12 protein-coding genes are annotated in these 17,323 nt (G+C 73.2%); 7 read left to right on the plus strand and 5 right to left on the minus strand.

Features of this window, described 5'->3' with window-relative positions:
• Positions 1 to 58: 58 nt before the first annotated feature.
• A complete protein-coding gene (locus IF23_RS33190) occupies positions 59 to 4,192 on the plus strand; it encodes a thioester reductase domain-containing protein (RefSeq protein ID WP_245655142.1) in 4,134 nt (1,377 codons plus the stop codon).
• Here the strand turns inward: IF23_RS33190 and IF23_RS0128205 are convergent.
• The 3 genes from IF23_RS0128205 to IF23_RS0128215 form a co-directional block, all read right to left on the minus strand.
• Positions 4,175 to 4,393 (minus strand): hypothetical protein, encoded by a 219-nt coding sequence (locus IF23_RS0128205; protein WP_030288630.1) that lies wholly within the window; start codon positions 4,391 to 4,393, stop codon positions 4,175 to 4,177. The genes IF23_RS33190 and IF23_RS0128205 overlap by 18 nt on opposite strands.
• 125 nt (positions 4,394 to 4,518) lie before the next feature.
• The gene (exaC, locus tag IF23_RS0128210; protein ID WP_030288631.1) at positions 4,519 to 6,042 is read right to left on the minus strand and encodes an acetaldehyde dehydrogenase ExaC; all 1,524 of its coding nucleotides are present in this window, start codon (positions 6,040 to 6,042) and stop codon (positions 4,519 to 4,521) included.
• A gap of 179 nt (positions 6,043 to 6,221) precedes the next feature.
• Positions 6,222 to 7,478 (minus strand): GAF domain-containing protein, encoded by a 1,257-nt coding sequence (locus IF23_RS0128215; protein WP_030288633.1) that lies wholly within the window; start codon positions 7,476 to 7,478, stop codon positions 6,222 to 6,224.
• A gap of 209 nt (positions 7,479 to 7,687) precedes the next feature.
• On the opposite strand from IF23_RS0128215, the gene IF23_RS0128220 reads away from it, so the two are divergent.
• A complete protein-coding gene (locus tag IF23_RS0128220; RefSeq protein ID WP_030288634.1) occupies positions 7,688 to 8,326 on the plus strand; it encodes a TetR/AcrR family transcriptional regulator in 639 nt (212 codons plus the stop codon).
• A gap of 71 nt (positions 8,327 to 8,397) precedes the next feature.
• Here IF23_RS0128220 and IF23_RS0128225 read toward each other — a convergent pair whose 3' ends face one another.
• On the minus strand, positions 8,398 to 9,684 hold the full coding sequence (locus IF23_RS0128225) for a glycoside hydrolase family 18 protein (RefSeq protein ID WP_030288636.1): 1,287 nt from the start codon (positions 9,682 to 9,684) through the stop codon (positions 8,398 to 8,400).
• Between the two features lie 339 nt (positions 9,685 to 10,023).
• Between IF23_RS0128225 and IF23_RS0128230 the strand changes: the two genes are divergently transcribed.
• Positions 10,024 to 11,196, plus strand: coding sequence for an acyl-CoA dehydrogenase family protein (locus IF23_RS0128230; RefSeq protein WP_030288637.1), 1,173 nt, complete (start codon positions 10,024 to 10,026; stop codon positions 11,194 to 11,196).
• Positions 11,197 to 11,427: 231 nt separating this feature from the next.
• Here the strand turns inward: IF23_RS0128230 and IF23_RS0128235 are convergent, their stop codons facing one another.
• On the minus strand, positions 11,428 to 11,838 hold the full coding sequence (locus IF23_RS0128235) for a hypothetical protein (protein WP_030288639.1): 411 nt from the start codon (positions 11,836 to 11,838) through the stop codon (positions 11,428 to 11,430).
• A 217-nt stretch (positions 11,839 to 12,055) separates the two neighbouring features.
• Between IF23_RS0128235 and IF23_RS0128240 the strand changes: the two genes are divergently transcribed.
• The 4 genes from IF23_RS0128240 (at position 12,056) to IF23_RS0128255 (ending at position 17,253) form a co-directional block, all read left to right on the plus strand.
• Positions 12,056 to 12,496, plus strand: a complete 441-nt coding sequence (locus tag IF23_RS0128240; protein WP_030288641.1) for an Lrp/AsnC family transcriptional regulator — start codon at positions 12,056 to 12,058, stop codon at positions 12,494 to 12,496.
• Between the two features lie 136 nt (positions 12,497 to 12,632).
• Positions 12,633 to 14,273 carry an amidohydrolase gene (locus tag IF23_RS0128245; protein WP_030288643.1) on the plus strand — a complete coding sequence of 547 codons (1,641 nt, stop codon included), beginning with the start codon at positions 12,633 to 12,635 and terminating at the stop codon, positions 14,271 to 14,273.
• A 554-nt stretch (positions 14,274 to 14,827) separates the two neighbouring features.
• Positions 14,828 to 16,498: an apolipoprotein N-acyltransferase gene (lnt, locus tag IF23_RS0128250; protein WP_051739946.1), complete on the plus strand. Its 1,671-nt coding sequence runs from the start codon at positions 14,828 to 14,830 to the stop codon at positions 16,496 to 16,498.
• On the plus strand, positions 16,495 to 17,253 hold the full coding sequence (locus IF23_RS0128255; protein WP_030288647.1) for a polyprenol monophosphomannose synthase: 759 nt from the start codon (positions 16,495 to 16,497) through the stop codon (positions 17,251 to 17,253). Before lnt ends, IF23_RS0128255 begins: the two co-directional genes overlap by 4 nt.
• Positions 17,254 to 17,323 lie beyond the last annotated feature (70 nt).

The following is a 17,323-nucleotide window of genomic DNA, read 5'->3' on the forward strand; positions in this document are numbered from 1 at the left end:
GGCTCCGGTGATTCCTGTGGTGTCGACGGTGACGGGGAATTCCGCTGCGGGTGAGGATTTGCGGTCGGCTGATTACTGGGTGCGGCAGGTCCGCCAAACTGTCCGGTACGCCGACGCCCTCACCACCCTGCACGAGCAGGGCGTCCGCACCCTCGTCGAGATCGGGCCCGACGGCGTGCTCACCGCCCTCGCCCGCGACGTGCTCGCGGACCGGGCGGACACCACCGCTCACCCCCTCCAACGTCGCGGCCGACCCGAGGCCCGCACCCTGGTGGCCGGGATCGGCGCTCTCCACACCGACGGGGTGCCCGTCGACTGGGAGGCGTTCTTCGCCGACTCCGGCGCCCGCCGCGTCCCCCTGCCCACCTACGCCTTCCAACGCAGCCGCTACTGGACCGACGCGGGTACAAACGGCCCCAAGAACGCCGCTGGACTGGGCCTGGATACCACCGGCCACCCGCTCCTCGGCGCCGCACTGCACCTCGAGGAAACCGACGAAGCGCTGTTCACCGCGCGTCTGTCCGCCCGCACCGCGGGACTGGCCGCCGCACACACCGTCGCCGGGGAAACCGTCGTCCCCCACGCCGTCCTCGTCGAACTCGCCCTCCACGCGGGCGACGAGACCGGCTGCACGGCCCTGGACCACCTCACCGTCGACCGGCCGCTGGTGCTGCCCGAGTCCGGCGCCCTGCAGCTGCGCGTGCGAGTAGGGGCACCGGATGCCGCGGGGCGGCGCACGCTCACCCTCCACGCGCGGCCCGACGCCGCCTCCGCCTCCTGGACCCGCCACGTCCACGGCCGCCTGAGCGACGCCCCGGCCACTCGGCCGGTGGCCGCCCCACCGGCGTCGTGGCCACCCGCCGACGCCGAAGCCGTCCCCGTCGACGGCATCTACGCACGGCTGGCAGCCGCGGGAGCGGTGTACGGGCCGGAGTACCGCGGGCTCACCGGAGTGTGGCGGCGAGGCGGGGAACTCTTCGCAGAGGTGTCGCTGACGGCACAGGCGGCATCGGTGCACACCGCGTTCGGCCTTCACCCCGCCCTGCTCGAAACGGCCTTGCAACCGCTTTACGCCGCCGATCCGCCCGGCACCCCGCGCACCGCGACAGGCTGGCGCGGCGTCCGCCTCCACGCCATCGGCGCCGATACCCTGCGCGTGCGCCTCACCCCGGCGCCCGCCGCGGATGGTGAGGCCTACCCCGACACCTACGCGGTGCACCTCGCCGACCCCACCGGGCGGCCGGTGGCCGACATCGACGCCCTGACCCTCGGGCCGGTCGACGCGGTTGCTCTGCGGACGGCGCGCACCCGCGCCCACGACGCGCTCCACACTGTCGGCTGGCCCGCCCGCCCGCTGCCCGCAGCCGACGCCACGCACTGGGTGACGCTCGGTTCGGACGGTCACCCCGATGTGGCGTCCGTCGCCGAGGCGGTCCGCGACGGTCAGCGGATCGACGCCGTCCGCGCGCCGCTCACGGGCACCGGAGGCGACCCGGCCACCGACATCCGGAACACCACTGCTCGCGCACTGGAGTTGGCGCAGCGGTGGCTGGCCGAGGACGCGCTGTCCGAGGTGGTGCTGACCGTCCTCACCTGCGGCGCCGTCGCCACTGCCGAGGGCGACGACGTCACCGACCCGGCCGCGGCCGCCGCCTGGGGCCTGCTGCGCTCCGTGCAGTCCGAAGCGCCCGGACGCCTCGTCCTGATCGACACCGACCCCGCCGCGCGGGACGGGGAGATGCCCGCGGCGGTCCGCGACGGGCTCCTGGCCGCCGTGGTCGCTGCCGACGAGCCGCAGGCGGCGCTGCGTGCCACGGGGCCGGGCGCGGCACACGGGATCCGCGTGCCGCGACTCCTGCGCGCACCCCACCCCGCGCCCGCCGAGCGCACGCCCGGAGCCCCGGTGTGGGACGCCGACGGCACCGTCCTGATCACCGGCGGCACGGGAGCGCTCGGCGGCCTCTTCGCACGGCACCTCGTCACCGCACATGGTGTCCGCCATCTGCTGCTGGTCAGCAGGCGCGGCCTGAAGGCACCGGGCACTGACGCGCTACGGTCCGAACTGGCCGCCCTGGGGGCCTCGGTGACCGTCGCCGCCTGCGACGTCGCCGACCGCTCAGCCCTCGCTGCGCTCCTCGCCACCATCCCCGCGGCGCACCCGTTGCGGGGCGTCGTCCACACCGCCGGTGTCCGCGACGACGGTGTGCTCGCCGCACAGTCCCCGGAGCGGCTGGACGCGGTCCTGCGGCCGAAGTCCGACGCCGCCTGGGCCCTCCACGAACTGACACGGGACACCGGCCTGACCGCATTCGTGCTGTTCTCGTCGCTCGCCGCCGCCGTCGGCGGGCCCGGCCAGGCCACCTACGCAGCGGCCAACGCCTCCCTGGACGCCCTCGCCCTGCACCGCACCGCCCACGACCTGCCCGCCACCTCCCTGGCCTGGGGCCTGTGGGCGCAGGCCACCGGCATGACAGGGGAGCTGACCGAGACCGACCTCAGACGGATCGCCCGCGCCGGCTTCCTGCCGGTCACCGAGGAACAGGGCACCACACTGTTCGACCTGGCCCTGCACCGCGGCGGACCGTACACCGTGGCCACCCCGCTCGACCTCACTGCCATCCGCCAACAGCCGGAACCCGCAGCACTGTTGAGGTCTCTGATCCGCACGCCGGTCCGCCCCGCCGCACACGGCGCGGCCGACGCGGGCCCCGGCCTTGCCGAGCGGCTCGCCGACCTGAGCGAGCCGGAGGCGCATGCCGTGGTGCTGGAGGTGGTCACCGGCGAGATCGCCGGAGTGCTCGGCCGGACCGGCACCACTGGCATCGATCCCGACCGGCCCCTGCCGCAGCACGGCCTCGACTCGCTGACCTCGGTCGAGCTGCGCAACCGCCTCGCCACCCGCAGCCGGTTGACCCTCCCGGCGACTCTCGTCTTCGACCACCCGACGCCCCGCGCCCTCGCCGCCCATCTGTGCGCCGCGCTGCGGGACACCACCGGCGAGCCCGGCATCGGCGAGCCGGAGACGGTGGACCACGCCGCGGACATCCGGCTCGCGCCCGACATCCGCCCTGCCGACGAGGTCGTCCGCACCGTCACCGACCCCGACGACGTCCTGCTGACCGGGGCCAGCGGATTCCTCGGCGCGTTCTTGCTGCGCGACCTGATGCGCACGACCCGGGCCCGTATCCACTGCCTGGTACGCGGCGCCGACCCGGCGTCCGCCCTGGCGCGGCTGCGCGAGGGGCTGCGGTGGTACCGCGTCTGGGACGAAATCGACGAGAGCCGGCTCCAGGTGATCACCGGTGACCTCGCCGAGGAACGGCTCGGGCTGAGGGAGGAGACGTTCGACGCGCTCGCCCGCACGGTCGACGTCGTCTACCACGCGGGCGCCACAGTCCACTGGCTGCACCCGTACAAGGCGCTGAGGTCGGCGAACGTCCGCGGCACCGAGGAGGTCCTGCGGCTCGCCGCCCGCCACCGCACCGTCCCCGTGCACCACGTCTCGACGGTCGGAGTGTTCAACGGGCCCGTCACCCCCGGCGTCCCGCTCAAGGCCACCGACCCGACCGGGCCCGCCGAGGCGCTGCCCAGCGGCTATCTGCAGAGCAAATGGGTGGCCGAACAGGTCATCGGCCTCGCCCGCGACCGCGGACTGCCGGTCTCCACGTACCGGGTGGACGTGATCTCCGGCGATCGGCGGACCGGCGCCTGCCAGACCCGCGACTTCGTCTGGCTGAGCCTGAAGGGGCTGCTCCAGGCGGGTGCGGTCCCCAGCAGCGCCGACGGGCGGTTCCATCTGCTGCCGGTCGACTACGTCAGCGCGGCGATCCTGGCCGTCTCCACCCGCGAGGAGGGGGCGGGCGGCACCTTCCACTTGTTCAACCGAAGCTCGCTGGGTCTGGCGGAGTGCGTTGCCTACCTGCGTGAACGCGGCTACCGCCTCGACTCCACCACATGGCCGCAGTGGACCGCCAAGGTGCGCGCCGACCGCGACAACGCCCTCCTGCCCCTGCTGCACGCGTTCGAGATGATGACCGCCGACGCCGACGCCTTCTACCCGGCCCTCGACACCTCCGAGACCGATGCGGCGCTCGCCGGTACAGGCATCGTCTGTCCCCCGCTCACCCGCGAACTCCTCGCCACCTACGTCGACTTCTTCGTCGAGGAGGGCCACTTACCGCCCGTCGGCTGACCTGCGGAGGATTGCGTCAGCTGTCTTCGTTACGCCGCGCTTGAGCTTCTTCTGTGTCAGCTCGGCGAACCATCGTTCCACTGGAGGTCGGCGGGGCTCCTTGCCGATCTCGGCCACGAACTTCTTGAACTCGGCGGCCCGGTGCCTGCGGTGCAGCGAGCCGATGACCTTGCCCGTCGCCACCTCCAGGGCGGCGAACAACGTATGGGACAGCGGTCGGATAAATGGGAAGCAAGGCCATATTTCCGCTTGCTTCCCAGTAGCAGCGCAGGGCGGGCGCCTGACCGGAATCCACCTGGTCAGGCGCCCTTTTCGGATGCGGTGTTCTAGAAGAACCCCAGCTTCTTCGGCGAGTACGACACCAGCAGATTCTTCGTCTGCTGGTAGTGGTCCAGCATCATCTTGTGGTTCTCGCGGCCGATGCCGGACTGCTTGTAGCCGCCGAAGGCGGCGTGGGCCGGGTAGGCATGGTAGCAGTTGGTCCAGACGCGGCCCGCCTGGATGGCGCGGCCGGCGCGGTAGGCGGTGGAGCCGTCGCGGGTCCAGACTCCGGCGCCGAGACCGTAGAGGGTGTCGTTGGCGAGGGTGATGGCGTCGTCGAAGTCGGCGAAGGGGGCGACGGCCACGACCGGGCCGAAGATCTCCTCCTGGAAGACGCGCATGGCGTTGTTGCCCTCGAAGACGGTCGGGCGGACGTAGTAGCCGCCTTCCAGTTCGCCGCCGAGTTCGGCGCGGGCGCCGCCGGTGAGGACGCGGGCGCCCTCCTGACGGCCGATGTCGAGGTAGGAGAGGATCTTCTCCAGCTGGTCGTTGGAGGCCTGCGCGCCGACCATGGTGTCGGTGTCCAGCGGGTGGCCCTGGACGATCTTCTCGGTGCGGGCCACCCCGGCGGCGAGGAAGTCCTGGTAGTGGCCGCGCTGGATCAGGGCGCGGGAGGGGCAGGTGCAGACCTCGCCCTGGTTGAGGGCGAACATCGTGAAGCCCTCCAGCGCCTTGTCGAGGAAGTCGTCGGCGGCGGACGAGACGTCGTCGAAGAAGATGTTGGGGCTCTTGCCGCCCAGTTCGAGGGTGACCGGCCGCAGGTTCTCCGAGGCGTACTGCATGATCAGGCGGCCGGTCGTGGTCTCGCCGGTGAACGCGACCTTCGCCACCCGGGGGCTGGAGGCCAGCGGTTTGCCCGCCTCGGCGCCGAAGCCGTTGACGATGTTGACGACGCCCGGCGGCAGCAGGTCCGCGATCAGGCTCATCAGGAAGTGCACCGAGGCGGGTGTCTGCTCGGCGGGCTTCAGGACCACGGCGTTGCCCGCGGCGAGCGCGGGCGCCAGCTTCCAGGTCGCCATCAGGATGGGGAAGTTCCACGGGATGATCTGCGCGACGACGCCCAGCGGCTCGTGGAAGTGGTACGCGACGGTGTCCGCGTCGATCTCGGAGAGGGAGCCCTCCTGGGCGCGGACCGCACCGGCGAAGTAGCGGAAGTGGTCGATGGCCAGCGGGATGTCGGCGGCCAGCGTCTCCCGGACCGGTTTGCCGTTCTCCCAGCTCTCGGCGACCGCCAGCTCCTGGAGGTGGGCCTCCATCCGGTCCGCGATGCGGTGGAGGATCACGGCGCGTTCGGCGGGCGCGGTCCGGCCCCAGGCGGGCGCGGCCGCGTGCGCCGCGTCCAGGGCGCGTTCGACGTCCTCGGCGGTGCCGCGCGCCACCTCGGTGAAGGGCTGGCCGTTCACCGGCGTCGGATTCTCGAAGTACCGGCCCTGTACGGGCGCGACGTACTCGCCGCCGATCCAGTGGTCGTACCGGCTCCGGTAGGACATCACGGCATCGGCGGAACCGGGGTGGGCAAAGCGGGCCATGGCACGGCCTCCCAATCGCTCGGCGCGGTGCCCTCCGCTTCCCTGCGGAGGACGGTGCGCGCACGGTAGGGCGGGGGAGGTTGCCACAACGTTGCGCGGGGGAGAGGCGGTGGCGGCCGGGCGCGAAGGCCACGCCCCGCGGGCCGGTCCCGCCCCCGCCCCGCCGCACGCGTCGTGCCCTACCGCCCCACCACCCCGTACACCTCCCGCAGCCGCCGTACCGTGGTCCGGGCCCGTGAGTGTTCCGGGGCGTGCGGCGGGAGCGCGGCGGTCAGGGCCTCCCAGATCTCCAGGTCGTCCTCGCCCCAGGGCGTCCCGGCCCACTGCCGTAGGCCCTCCGGATCGCCGCAGGTCAGCAAGGTGCGCCGGAGCCGTGTCTCCAGGGCGTCCCGCAGGCGCCGGACGCCGGGGGCGTCGGACAGCGGGAGCAGCGGGCCCGGGTAGCCGTCGAGCGCCGCCGACGGATCGCCGGAGGTCAGGGCGGCGCCGACCGTGGCGGCGTCGGTGTCGACGGGGCGCCGCAGCCGGTACGGGCGGGAGTCGAGCAGCGGACCCACGAGGTGCCGCAGCCGGGAGAGTTCGGCCCGTAGCGTCACCGGGCGGACCTCCCGCTCGCCGTAGAGCAGCAGCGCCAGCTGATCACCCGTCAGGCCGTCGGGGTGGTGGGCGAGCAGCACCATGATCTCGCTGTGCCGCCGCCCCAGCCGCAGCCGTCGGCCGTCCACCGTCAGCAGCGCCTCGTCGCGGCCCAGCGCGGTGAGAAACGCGCAGGGCTCCGGCGTGTACGCGGCGAGATGCGCCTCGGCGGCGCGGGCGGTGGCCTGGACGAGGGCGAGGCTGTGGGGGTGGGCGAGATGGTCGCCGCCGGTGATGTCGACCGCGCCCAGCAGCCGCCCGGTGCGCCGGTCGTGCAGCGGCGCCGCGGCGCACGTCCAGCGCTGCACCCGCCGGTTGTAGTGCTCCGCCGCGAAGATCTGGACGGGGTGGCCCGCGGCGAGCGCGGTGCCGGGCGCGTTGGTCCCGGCGTGCCGCTCGTCCCAGCGCGCCCCGACCACGAAGTTCATCCGCTCCGCGCCCCGCCGCACACTCGGGTGGCCCTCGACCCACAGCATCCGGCCCTGCGCGTCGCAGACGGCCATCAGATGCGCCCCGTCCTGCGCGGTGGCACCCAGCAGTTCCCGGAAGACGGGCAGCGCGCGGGCCAGCGGATGGCTGTCGCGGTGGGCGCGGAGCGCCGCGCCGTCCAGCTCCACCGGGACCGTGCCGTCGGGCGCCGCGCGGGCGTCGGCCGAGCGCCGCCAGGATTCGGCCACCACCGGGCGCACCGGCGGCGCCACCGGCCCGCCCGCGAGGAACGTCTCGTGCGCCCGCCGCAGGGAGGCGATCCGTGCCACGGGATCCGCGCCCGCCTCCAACGCCAGCCAAGGATTGACCACGTACCACCTCTCCGTGCGGCGCCGCCCCGTACGCCGATCGTCCCGGGAACGCGACGGCGCCGTAAACCCCCGTGCGGGGGACAACGGCGCCGGGCGCGGACCGGGGGAGCGCGGGCCGCCGCGGCCGGGCCCGGCGCACTCCCGGCCGCAAGAATTGACGCTCTGTCATACTGCCGGGAATTTACGGCAGTTGCAGATGAGAGCGGATTGTGACCAAGACCCAACAGCGTGGACGGAGCGCCTGCGCCACCGACCGTTCACAGGCGCGTCGGCGGGACCTCATAGCCGTCGGACGGAAGTTGTTCGCCGACACGTCGTACGACGCCCTCTCCATGGACGACATCGCCCGGCACGCGGGCGTCGCCAAGGGCCTGATCTACTACTACTTCACCAACAAACGCGGCTACTACCTCGCGATCATCGAGGACGCCGTCGCCCAGCTCGCCGAGCGGGCCGGTGCCTCCCCCGACCTGCCGCCCTACGAACGGGTGCGCCACACCGTCGACGGCTACCTCCGCTACGCCCAGCACCATCAGGCCGCCTACCGGACCATCGTCACCGGCGGCGTCGGCTTCGACGCGGAGGTCCAGGCGCTGCGCGACGCGGTCCGCGCCCGGATGCTCACCACCCTCGCGCGCGGCGCCTGGGGCCGTGACGACCTGCCCTGCCTGGCCCGTACGGCGCTGATCGGCTGGCTGAGCGGCGTCGAGGGCGTCACCCTGCACTGGATCGAGGAGCAGCGGCTGCCCCGCGAGACCGTCTGTGACCTGCTGGTACGCGGCCTGGAGGACACTCTGCGGCTGATCGCGGAGCACGAACCGGACTGCCCCGCGCCGCCGGTCGGCTGAGCCCGGACGCATGCGTACGCGAAGGGCGGGAGGCCGCAGCCTCCCGCCCTCGTGCGCATCCCCGCGAGGTGTTACTTGATCGCCTTGATCAGTTCGCCGTTCGGGGTGTCACCGCTCAGCTCCCAGAAGAACGTGCCGCCCATGCCCTGCTCGTTCTTGAAGGCCATCTTCCCGGCGATGGTCTCCGGGGTGTCGTAGCTCCACCACTGGTCCCCGCACTTGGCGTACGCGGTACCCGCGATCTTGCCGGTGGCCGGGCACCGGTCCTTGAGGACCTTGTAGTCGTCGATCCCGGCCTCGTACTTGCCCGGGGCCGCGCCGGTGGCGGTGCCGCCCGGCTTGTCGTCGGTCACGCCCTGCCAGCCGCGGCCGTAGAAGCCGATGCCCAGCAGCAGCTTGTCCGCCGGAACGCCGAGCTTCTTCAGCTTGGCGGTGGTGTCGGTGGTGTTGAAACCGTCCCGCGGAATGCCGTCGTACGCGGTCAGCGGGGAGTGCGGAGCGGTCGGCCCCTTGTCGTCCCACGCGCCGAAGTAGTCGTACGTCATCGGGTTGTACCAGTCGACGTACTGGGCGGCACCGGCGTAGTCCGCCTTGTCGAGCTTGCCGCCGTCGGAGGCGTCCGCGCTGATGGCCGCGGTCACCAGCTCGTCCTTGCCGAACTCCTCGCGCAGCGCCTTCATCACGTTGGTGAAGGCGTCCTTCCCGCTGGTGTCGCAGGTCAGACCGCAGTCGTTGGGGTACTCCCAGTCGATGTCGATGCCGTCGAAGACATCGGCCCACCGGGGGTCCTCGACCATGTCGTGGCAGGACTTGGCGAACGCCGCCGGGTTCTTGGCCGCCTCACCGAAGCCGCCGGACCAGGTCCAGCCGCCGAACGACCAGATCACCTTGAGGTTGGGGTGCAGCTTCTTCAGCTTGCGCAGCTGGTTGAAGTTGCCGCGCAGCGCACCGTCGTCCCAGGTGTCGGCCTTGCCGTCGACGCTCTGGTCGGCGGTGTACGCCTTGTCGTAGTCGGCGTAGGAGTCACCGATGGCGCACTTGCCGCCGGTGACGTTGCCGAAGGCGTAGTTGATGTGTGTCAGCTTGTCGGCGGAGCCCGACGTCTCGACGTTCTTGACCTGGTAATTCCGGTCGTAGATACCCCAGTTGGTGAAGTATCCGACGACCTTGTCACCCGCGGCGGTGGCAGGCTTCGCCGCCGTCTTCGCCGTGGCGGCCGCCGGGTGTGCGGCGGTGGGGGCGCCGGGCGAGGCGGCGAGCGCCTGGCCCGCGAGCAGGGAGCCGGAGAGCGCCACCGTACAGAGGGCGGTGGTGGCGGCCAGGGCTCGGCGCGATCGTCCACGGTGCGGTCTGAGCATGTCTTCTCCTCGGAGGGGGGACGAGGGACGGGACCCGACCTGCGTTCCGAACGGTCCAAAACGCGTGGGGCGTTGGGGAGAAGCTAGATGGACTAGACCAGTGCGTCAATGGTTCGGACCAATTTCGCGGTCGGTTCATCTGCCTGCGCAAAGATCATCCCCCGTCCGTCAACCCGTGACGCCCGGCCGCCGATCGGGCATACTCCTAGCGCCACAGTCGCAGGTCATCGCGTTCCGAGACCCGGAGGGCAATCATCGGCTGGGCACCCGGAAGACGGCACCGCCGCCCACCCCATGCGTGCGGGGCCGCCAGCGCCCGAGACGGAGGAGAGCGCCGCCATGACCGAGTACGGCCCCCGCCCGGTGGACCGCAGTCTGCCCACCGAGGAAGCCCGTGACCTGTTGACGCTCGTCAGGGATCTCGCCGAGCGGGAGATCGCCCCGAGCGCCGCCGAGGAAGAGGAGTCCGGACACTTCCCGCGCGCGGCCTTCACCCTGCTCTCCGGATCCGGACTGCTCTCCCTGCCGTACGCCGAGGAGTTCGGCGGCGGCGAGCAGCCCTACGAGGTCTACCTCCAGGTCCTGGAGGAGCTGGCGGCCGCCCGGCTCACCGTCGGGCTCGGCGTCAGCGTCCACACTCTGGCCTGTCATGCCCTCGCCGGATTCGGGACCAAGGAGCAGCGCGCCGCGCATCTGCCGGCCATGCTCGGCGGCGGACTCCTCGGCGCCTACTGCCTCTCCGAACCCTCCTCGGGCTCCGACGCCGCCTCCCTGACCACCCGCGCCGTCCGCGACGGCGACGACTGGGTCCTCGACGGCACCAAGGCGTGGATCACCCACGGTGGCGTGGCCGACTTCTACACCGTCCTGGCCCGCACCGGCGACAGCGGTCCCCGCGGTATCACCGCCTTCCTCGTCCCCGGCGACGCCGAGGGCCTCTCCGCCGCCGTCCCCGAACGCAAGATGGGGATGAAGGGGTCGCCCACCGCCCAACTCCACTTCGACGGTGTACGGGTGGGCGACGACCGCCGCCTCGGCGACGAGGGGCAGGGCTTCACCATCGCGCTCGCCGCCCTGGACTCCGGCCGCCTCGGCATCGCCGCCTGCGCCATCGGCGTCGCCCAGGCGGCGCTGGACACCGCGGTCGGATACACCGCGGAACGACGGCAGTTCGGCCGCCCGATCGCCGACTTCCAGGGCCTGCGCTTCCTCCTCGCCGACATGGCCACCCAGATCGAGGCGGGCCGCGCGCTCTACCTCACCGCGGCGCGGCTGCGCGACGCGGGGCGGCCGTTCTCCAAGGAGGCGGCGATGGCCAAGCTCTTCTGCACCGACGCCGCGATGCGGGTGACCACCGACGCCGTCCAACTCCTGGGCGGCTACGGCTACACCCAGGACTTCCCCGCCGAGCGCTACCTGCGCGAGGCGAAGGTCCTCCAGATCGTCGAGGGCACCAACCAGATCCAGCGGATGGTCATCGCCCGCCATCTGGCCGGACCGGAATCGCGCTGACCCACCCGGGGCCGATTCGCCCCGCCCGGCTCAGGACAGGGCCCGCCTCGTACAGGAGGGGCGGGCCTTTTCCGTACCCGCCGGGGGCTCCGCCGCCTCGCGGGTGCGGACATGAAAGAACCCGGACCGGTCGTACCGGCCCGGGGCCACGGAAGGAGGAGCGGAGGGGGTGTCGGACCCCCTCGCCCCGGGCGCCGCTGGGCGGGCGCCGATCGCCGTCGTGACGCCGCGTCAGGCGTGCCGCATCCGCGGTACCCGCGGCGCGCCGGAGCCGTCGCCGCCGATGTGCGAGAAGGGCTGACGGCGCCAGTCCAGACTCTCCGGCAGCGTCAACAGCACCGCCGCGTCCTGCTCATGGGCGTCCAGCGCGTCCGGCGTCTGCGCGGCGTCGCTCACCGGCCGCCCCGACCCCTGGCAGACCGTCAGACCGAACGGGTTCCACGGCGAGGGGCACAGCGCGTGCTCGGGAAGGCTGTCCTCCTCGGCGAGGAGCGCGATGGCCTGCCCGCAGTCCGGGCAGGTGACCCGGAAGATGTCGTAGGTGTCGAACTCGTCCGGATCGTCGTCTTCGACGAAGCCGGGACTGTCGCCGTCGGTGCTGCCGGCTCGGGTCACAGTGGTGTCCTGCTTGATGCGTCGCATGGGTGTCCATCCCCCTCGGGTGGGCCGCTCGGCCGCCGCTCCTGTGACGGGCGGTCCGGGCCACCACCAGCAATTCCCCTCATGCCGCACGCATAATCGCAGCCACCCTCCGGACAGCGGAGCGCGCCTGTGGCGTTCGTCACATGAACGGCGTGCGGGGGTGTCCACGACCCGGCGCGCGGTGCGCGGGGACGCATCGGCACAGTAAGTTGAACGCGTGGAGGAGTTGGACCGACGAATCGTGGATCTGCTCGTCAAGGACGGGCGGATGAGCTACACCGACCTGGGCAAGGCCACCGGCCTGTCCACCTCGGCGGTGCATCAGCGGGTGCGCCGTCTGGAGCAGCGCGGGGTGATCCGCGGCTATGCCGCGATCGTGGACCCGGAGGCTGTGGGGCTGCCGCTGACCGCCTTCATCTCGGTCAAACCCTTCGACCCCAGCGCCCCCGACGATATCGCCGAGCGCCTCGCGGACGTCCCCGAACTGGAGGCGTGCCATAGCGTCGCCGGTGACGAGAACTACATCCTCAAGGTCCGCGTCGCCACCCCGCTGGAGCTGGAGCACCTGCTCAGCCGCATCCGCAGCCTGGCCGGGGTCTCGACCCGCACCACCGTCGTCCTGTCCACGCCGTACGAGGCCCGGCCGCCCCGTATCTGAGACGGGACCGCCGGGGCGCGGACGGGCGGCCGTTCCGCCCCCGCGCCCCTCGCGCGGGGGCGTCGTTCCCGCCACGCCGCGCCTTCCGCCCACCCCGCGCACCGGGCCCGGCCCGGCAGGGGCGAAACTGTCCGGTATGAGCGAGCGCATCCCCGATCCGGCCCGTCCCCGTACCGTCCTGCTACGTGGCGGTGAGGTACACAGCCCCGCCGACCCGTTCGCCACCGCCATGGTGGTGGAGGGCGACAGCATCGCGTGGGTGGGGGAGGAGGGCGCCGCCGATTCCTTCGCCGACGGCGTCGACGAGGTCATCCACCTCGACGGTGCGCTCGTCACCCCGGCGTTCACGGACGCACATGTGCACACCACCGCCACCGGCCTCGCCCTCACCGGCCTCGACCTCGCACCGGCCACCCGTCTCGACGACGCGCTCGCCCGCGTCCGCGCCCACGCCGCGGCCCGCCCGCACGACCGGGTCCTCCTCGGCCACGGCTGGGACGCCACCGCCTGGCCCGAGGGCCGCCCGCCGTCCCGCGCCGAACTCGACGAGGCCACCGGCGGCCGTCCCCTCTACCTCACCCGCGTCGACGTGCACTCCGCCGTCGTCACCACCGCCCTGCTCGACCTCGTCCCCGGCCTGCGTGACCTGCCCGGATTCCAGGCCGACGCCCCGCTGACGGGCGATGCCCACCACGCCGTGCGGCAGACCGCGTACGCCACGCTGACGCCCGGCCAGCGCGCCGACGCGCAGCGGGCCGCGCTCGCCCGGGCCGCCTCGCTCGGCATCGGCAGCGTCCACGAGTGCGCCGGTCCGGAGATCTCCGGCGAGGACGACTTCACCGCACTGCTCGCCCTCGCCGCCGAGGGGAACGGCCCGCGGGTCGTCGGCTACTGGGCCGAACTGGTCGCATCCGCAAAGGAAGCCGACCGCATCCGCGAACTGGGCGCCCTCGGCGCGGCGGGCGACCTCTTCGCCGACGGCTCCCTCGGCTCACACACCGCCCACCTCCACGCGCCCTACGCCGACGCCGGACACACCGGCACCGCCCACCTCGACGCCGAGGCCGTCGCCACCCACGTCGCGCACTGCACCGAGGCCGGACTCCAGGCAGGCTTCCACGCCATCGGCGACGCCGCGCTGACCACCGTCACCGACGGCGTCCGGGCCGCCGCCGACCGCGTCGGTCTCGCCCGCGTCCGCGCCGCCCGCCACCGCGTCGAACACGCCGAGATGCTCACCGAGCGCACCCTCGCCGCCTTCGCCGACCTGGCCCTGACCGCCTCCGTCCAGCCCGCCTTCGACGCGGCCTGGGGCGGCACCGAGGGCATGTACGCGACCCGCCTCGGCGCCGACCGCGCCCGCACCCTCAACCCGTACGCGGCGCTGCTCAAGGCCGGGGTGCCGCTCGCCCTCGGCTCCGACAGCCCCGTCACGCCCCTCGATCCCTGGGGCACCGTCCGCGCCGCGGTCTTCCACCGCACCCGGGCGCACGGCATCTCCGCCCGCGCCGCCTTCACCGCCCACACCCGCGGCGGCTGGCGCGCCATCGGCCGCGACGACGCCGGGGTGCTGGTCCCCGGCGCCCCCGCCGACTACGCCGTCTGGCGCGCCGGGGACCTGGTCGTCCAGGCGCCCGACGAGCGCGTCGAGCGCTGGTCGACCGATCCCCGCTCCGGCACCCCGGGCCTCCCCGACCTCAGCCCGGACCGTCCGCTGCCGGTCTGTCTGACCACCGTCGTCGCCGGACGCACCGTCTTCGCACGGCCGAACGAGTGACTTCGTGCGGCCGCCGCCGTGCGCGGCGGCCGCACCGTACGCCCCTGCCCCGCCTGGGATCGGCGGCCACCGGTCCGGCCGGGCGGTGAAAAGGCCCCGGATGTGGCGGCTGTTGACAGCAGGCGGTCGGCGGCCGGTAGGTTCGGCCGAGTCCACCACAGGACGTCCGGCCGGGAGATTCCCTACCGTCGTCGGCCGCGGCTGGGCCACGGGCGGTGTGCCGGGACCGGACGCCGTCACTGTGAGCCAGGTCCAGCACCAGCGGCGCGAGACGCGGAAACGCTCCGGCCGGAAGGGTCCCTCCCGGCTCCCTGGAGAGCCGGGAGGACGGTGCGACCCGGGTAGGGCCCGGACGCTCAGTAGACAACGGCTCTCGGTCGACCCGCAGCCAGCGGGCCCCAGGTCGGCCCGAAGGGCACCGGGCCCCTATCCGCACCGCCCCCCACCCGGCGGCGCCGCGGAGCGCCCGCCGCCCCCGGCACCCCGCACCCGCCGCCCCGGCCTTCCGTTGTACGGTCTGCTCACCACCGCACGACCTGCAGGAAGGCGCGACCGTGCCCCCGGGCCCCTCCGACACCACCGAAGCCGCGGACGACCGCGACGCGGCCGACGGTCCCGCGCCGCCGACCGCGCCGGACCCGGCACCGCCCCGCCCCGGCCGGTGGCGCCGCCTCGGCGCCCTCGCCCGCCGCACGGCCCCGCGCACCGCGCTCGCCGCCTGCGCCGGAATCGCCCTCGGCCTCGCCTTCCCGCCCTACGACCTGTGGCCGCTCTCCCTGTTGTCGGTCGCCGCGCTGGCGCTGCTGGTCCGCGGCCGGAGCGCCGCCCAGGGCGCCTGGCTCGGCCTCGTTTTCGGTCTGCCGTTCTTCCTGCTGCTGCTCAAGTGGCTGCACGTGGTCGGCTGGGACGCCGTGGTGGGGCTGTCGGTCGCCGAGGCGCTGTTCATGGCCCTGCTCGGCGCCGGGCTCGCCCGCGTCTCCCGGCTGCCGTGGTGGCCGCTGTGGGGCGCCTGTCTGTGGGTCGCCCAGGAGTGCGCCCGCGACCGGCTGCCGTTCGGCGGCTTCCCCTGGGGGCGCCTCGCGTTCGCGAACACCGGCTCGCCGTTCACCCCGCTCGCCGCGCTGGGCGGCGCACCGCTGGTGACCTTCGCCGTCGCGCTCACCGGCGGTCTGCTGGCGGCCTGCGCCGCCGGACTGTGGGGGCTGCGCTCCGGCGGGACGCTGCGCCGCGCGCTGCCCGCCGTGGAGGCGTTCGGCCTCGCCGCGGCGCTCACCGCGGCCGGAACGCTGGTCCCCGTACCGACCAAGGCCGACGACACCGTCGACATCGCGGTCGTCCAGGGCAACGTCCAGCAGCCCGGGATGGACTTCCTCGGCCGCCCGATGCAGATCCTCGACAACCACGCCCGGGCCACCGAGAAGCTGGCCGCCGACATCCGGTCCGGGAAGGCGAAGAAGCCCGACCTGGTGATCTGGCCGGAGAACGCCTCCGACCTCGACCCCTTCCGCTTCCCGCAGGCCCGCGACCGGATCGACGAGGCGGTCCGGGCCATCGGCGTACCGGTGCTCGTCGGCGCCCTCGTCGACCACCCGAGCAAGCCCGGCTACGTCTTCAACGAGGGCATCGTCTGGGATCCGGTCAAGGGCCCCGGCGCCTCGTACACCAAGCAGCACCCGGTGCCGTTCGGTGAGTACGTGCCGTTCCGGGAGCAGCTCAGCAAGATCATCACGCGGTTCCAGCGGGTGCCCCGGGACTTCTACCCCGGCGACCACACCGGCGTCCTGAAGGTCGGGCCCGCCCGGCTCGGCGACGTCATCTGCTTCGAGGTGGCCTACGACCAGATCGTGCACGACACCGTGCGCGCCGGGGCCCGGGCCCTGGTGATCCAGACCAACAACGCGACCTACGGCCGCACCGGGCAGCCCGAGCAGCAGCTCGCGATGTCGAAGCTGCGCGCCGTCGAGCACGGCCGGGCCGTCGTCACCGCCGCGACCAGCGGAATCAGCGCGGTGGTCGCACCGGACGGAAAGATCGTCCGGAAGATTCCCGAATTCACCCAAGGTGTCGTCTCCGCGCGTATCCCGCTGCGCGACGAAACGACGCTCGCCGACCGCGCGGGTGCAACGCCCGAGTGGACGCTCGCTATCGTGGGCCTTCTGTCCTGCGTCGCGTCCCCTCTGATCGGCCGGCGCGGGCGACCGAAGGACGAGAAGGGGCAGCAGTGACAGACGGCGGTCAGCGGCAGTACGGTCCGCTCGGCACCACCTTGGTGATCATCCCGACGTACAACGAGGCGGAGAACGTCAAGCCGATCGTCGAGCGGGTACGGTCCGCCGTCCCCGAGGCGCATGTGCTCGTCGCGGACGACAACAGCCCGGACGGCACCGGCAAGCTCGCCGACGAACTCGCAGCCACGGACGACCACGTCCATGTGCTGCACCGCAAGGGCAAGGAAGGGCTCGGCGCCGCCTATCTCGCCGGGTTCCGCTGGGGCGTCGAGCACGGCTACGGCGTCCTCGTCGAGATGGACGCCGACGGCTCCCACCAGCCGGAGGAGCTGCCCCGGCTGCTCACCGCGCTCAAGGGCGCCGATCTGGTGCTCGGCTCGCGCTGGGTGCCCGGCGGCCGGGTGGTGAACTGGCCGAAGTCCCGCGAATTCCTCTCCCGCGGCGGCTCCACCTACTCCCGTCTGCTGCTCGATGTGCCGATCCGGGATGTGACCGGCGGATTCCGCGCCTTTCGCGTGGACGCCCTCGACCGGCTGGGTCTGGACGAGGTGGCCTCCCAGGGGTACTGCTTCCAGGTCGACCTGGCCCGCCGCGCGGTCAAGGCCGGGCTGCACGTCGTCGAGGTGCCGATCACCTTCGTCGAGCGGGAGCGCGGCGACTCCAAGATGAGCCGGGACATCGTCGTCGAGGCGCTGTGGCGGGTCACCGCCTGGGGCGTCGGCTCCCGCCTGGACAAGATCCGCGGGAAGTGACCCCGGCCGCCCAGAGGTGATCGTCGCGGCGACCCTCGGGGGCGGCCCGGGCGGGTGGCCAGGCACACTT

Origin of the sequence: Streptomyces catenulae, assembly GCF_000718015.1 — a bacterium.
Taxonomy (GTDB): domain Bacteria; phylum Actinomycetota; class Actinomycetes; order Streptomycetales; family Streptomycetaceae; genus Streptomyces; species Streptomyces catenulae.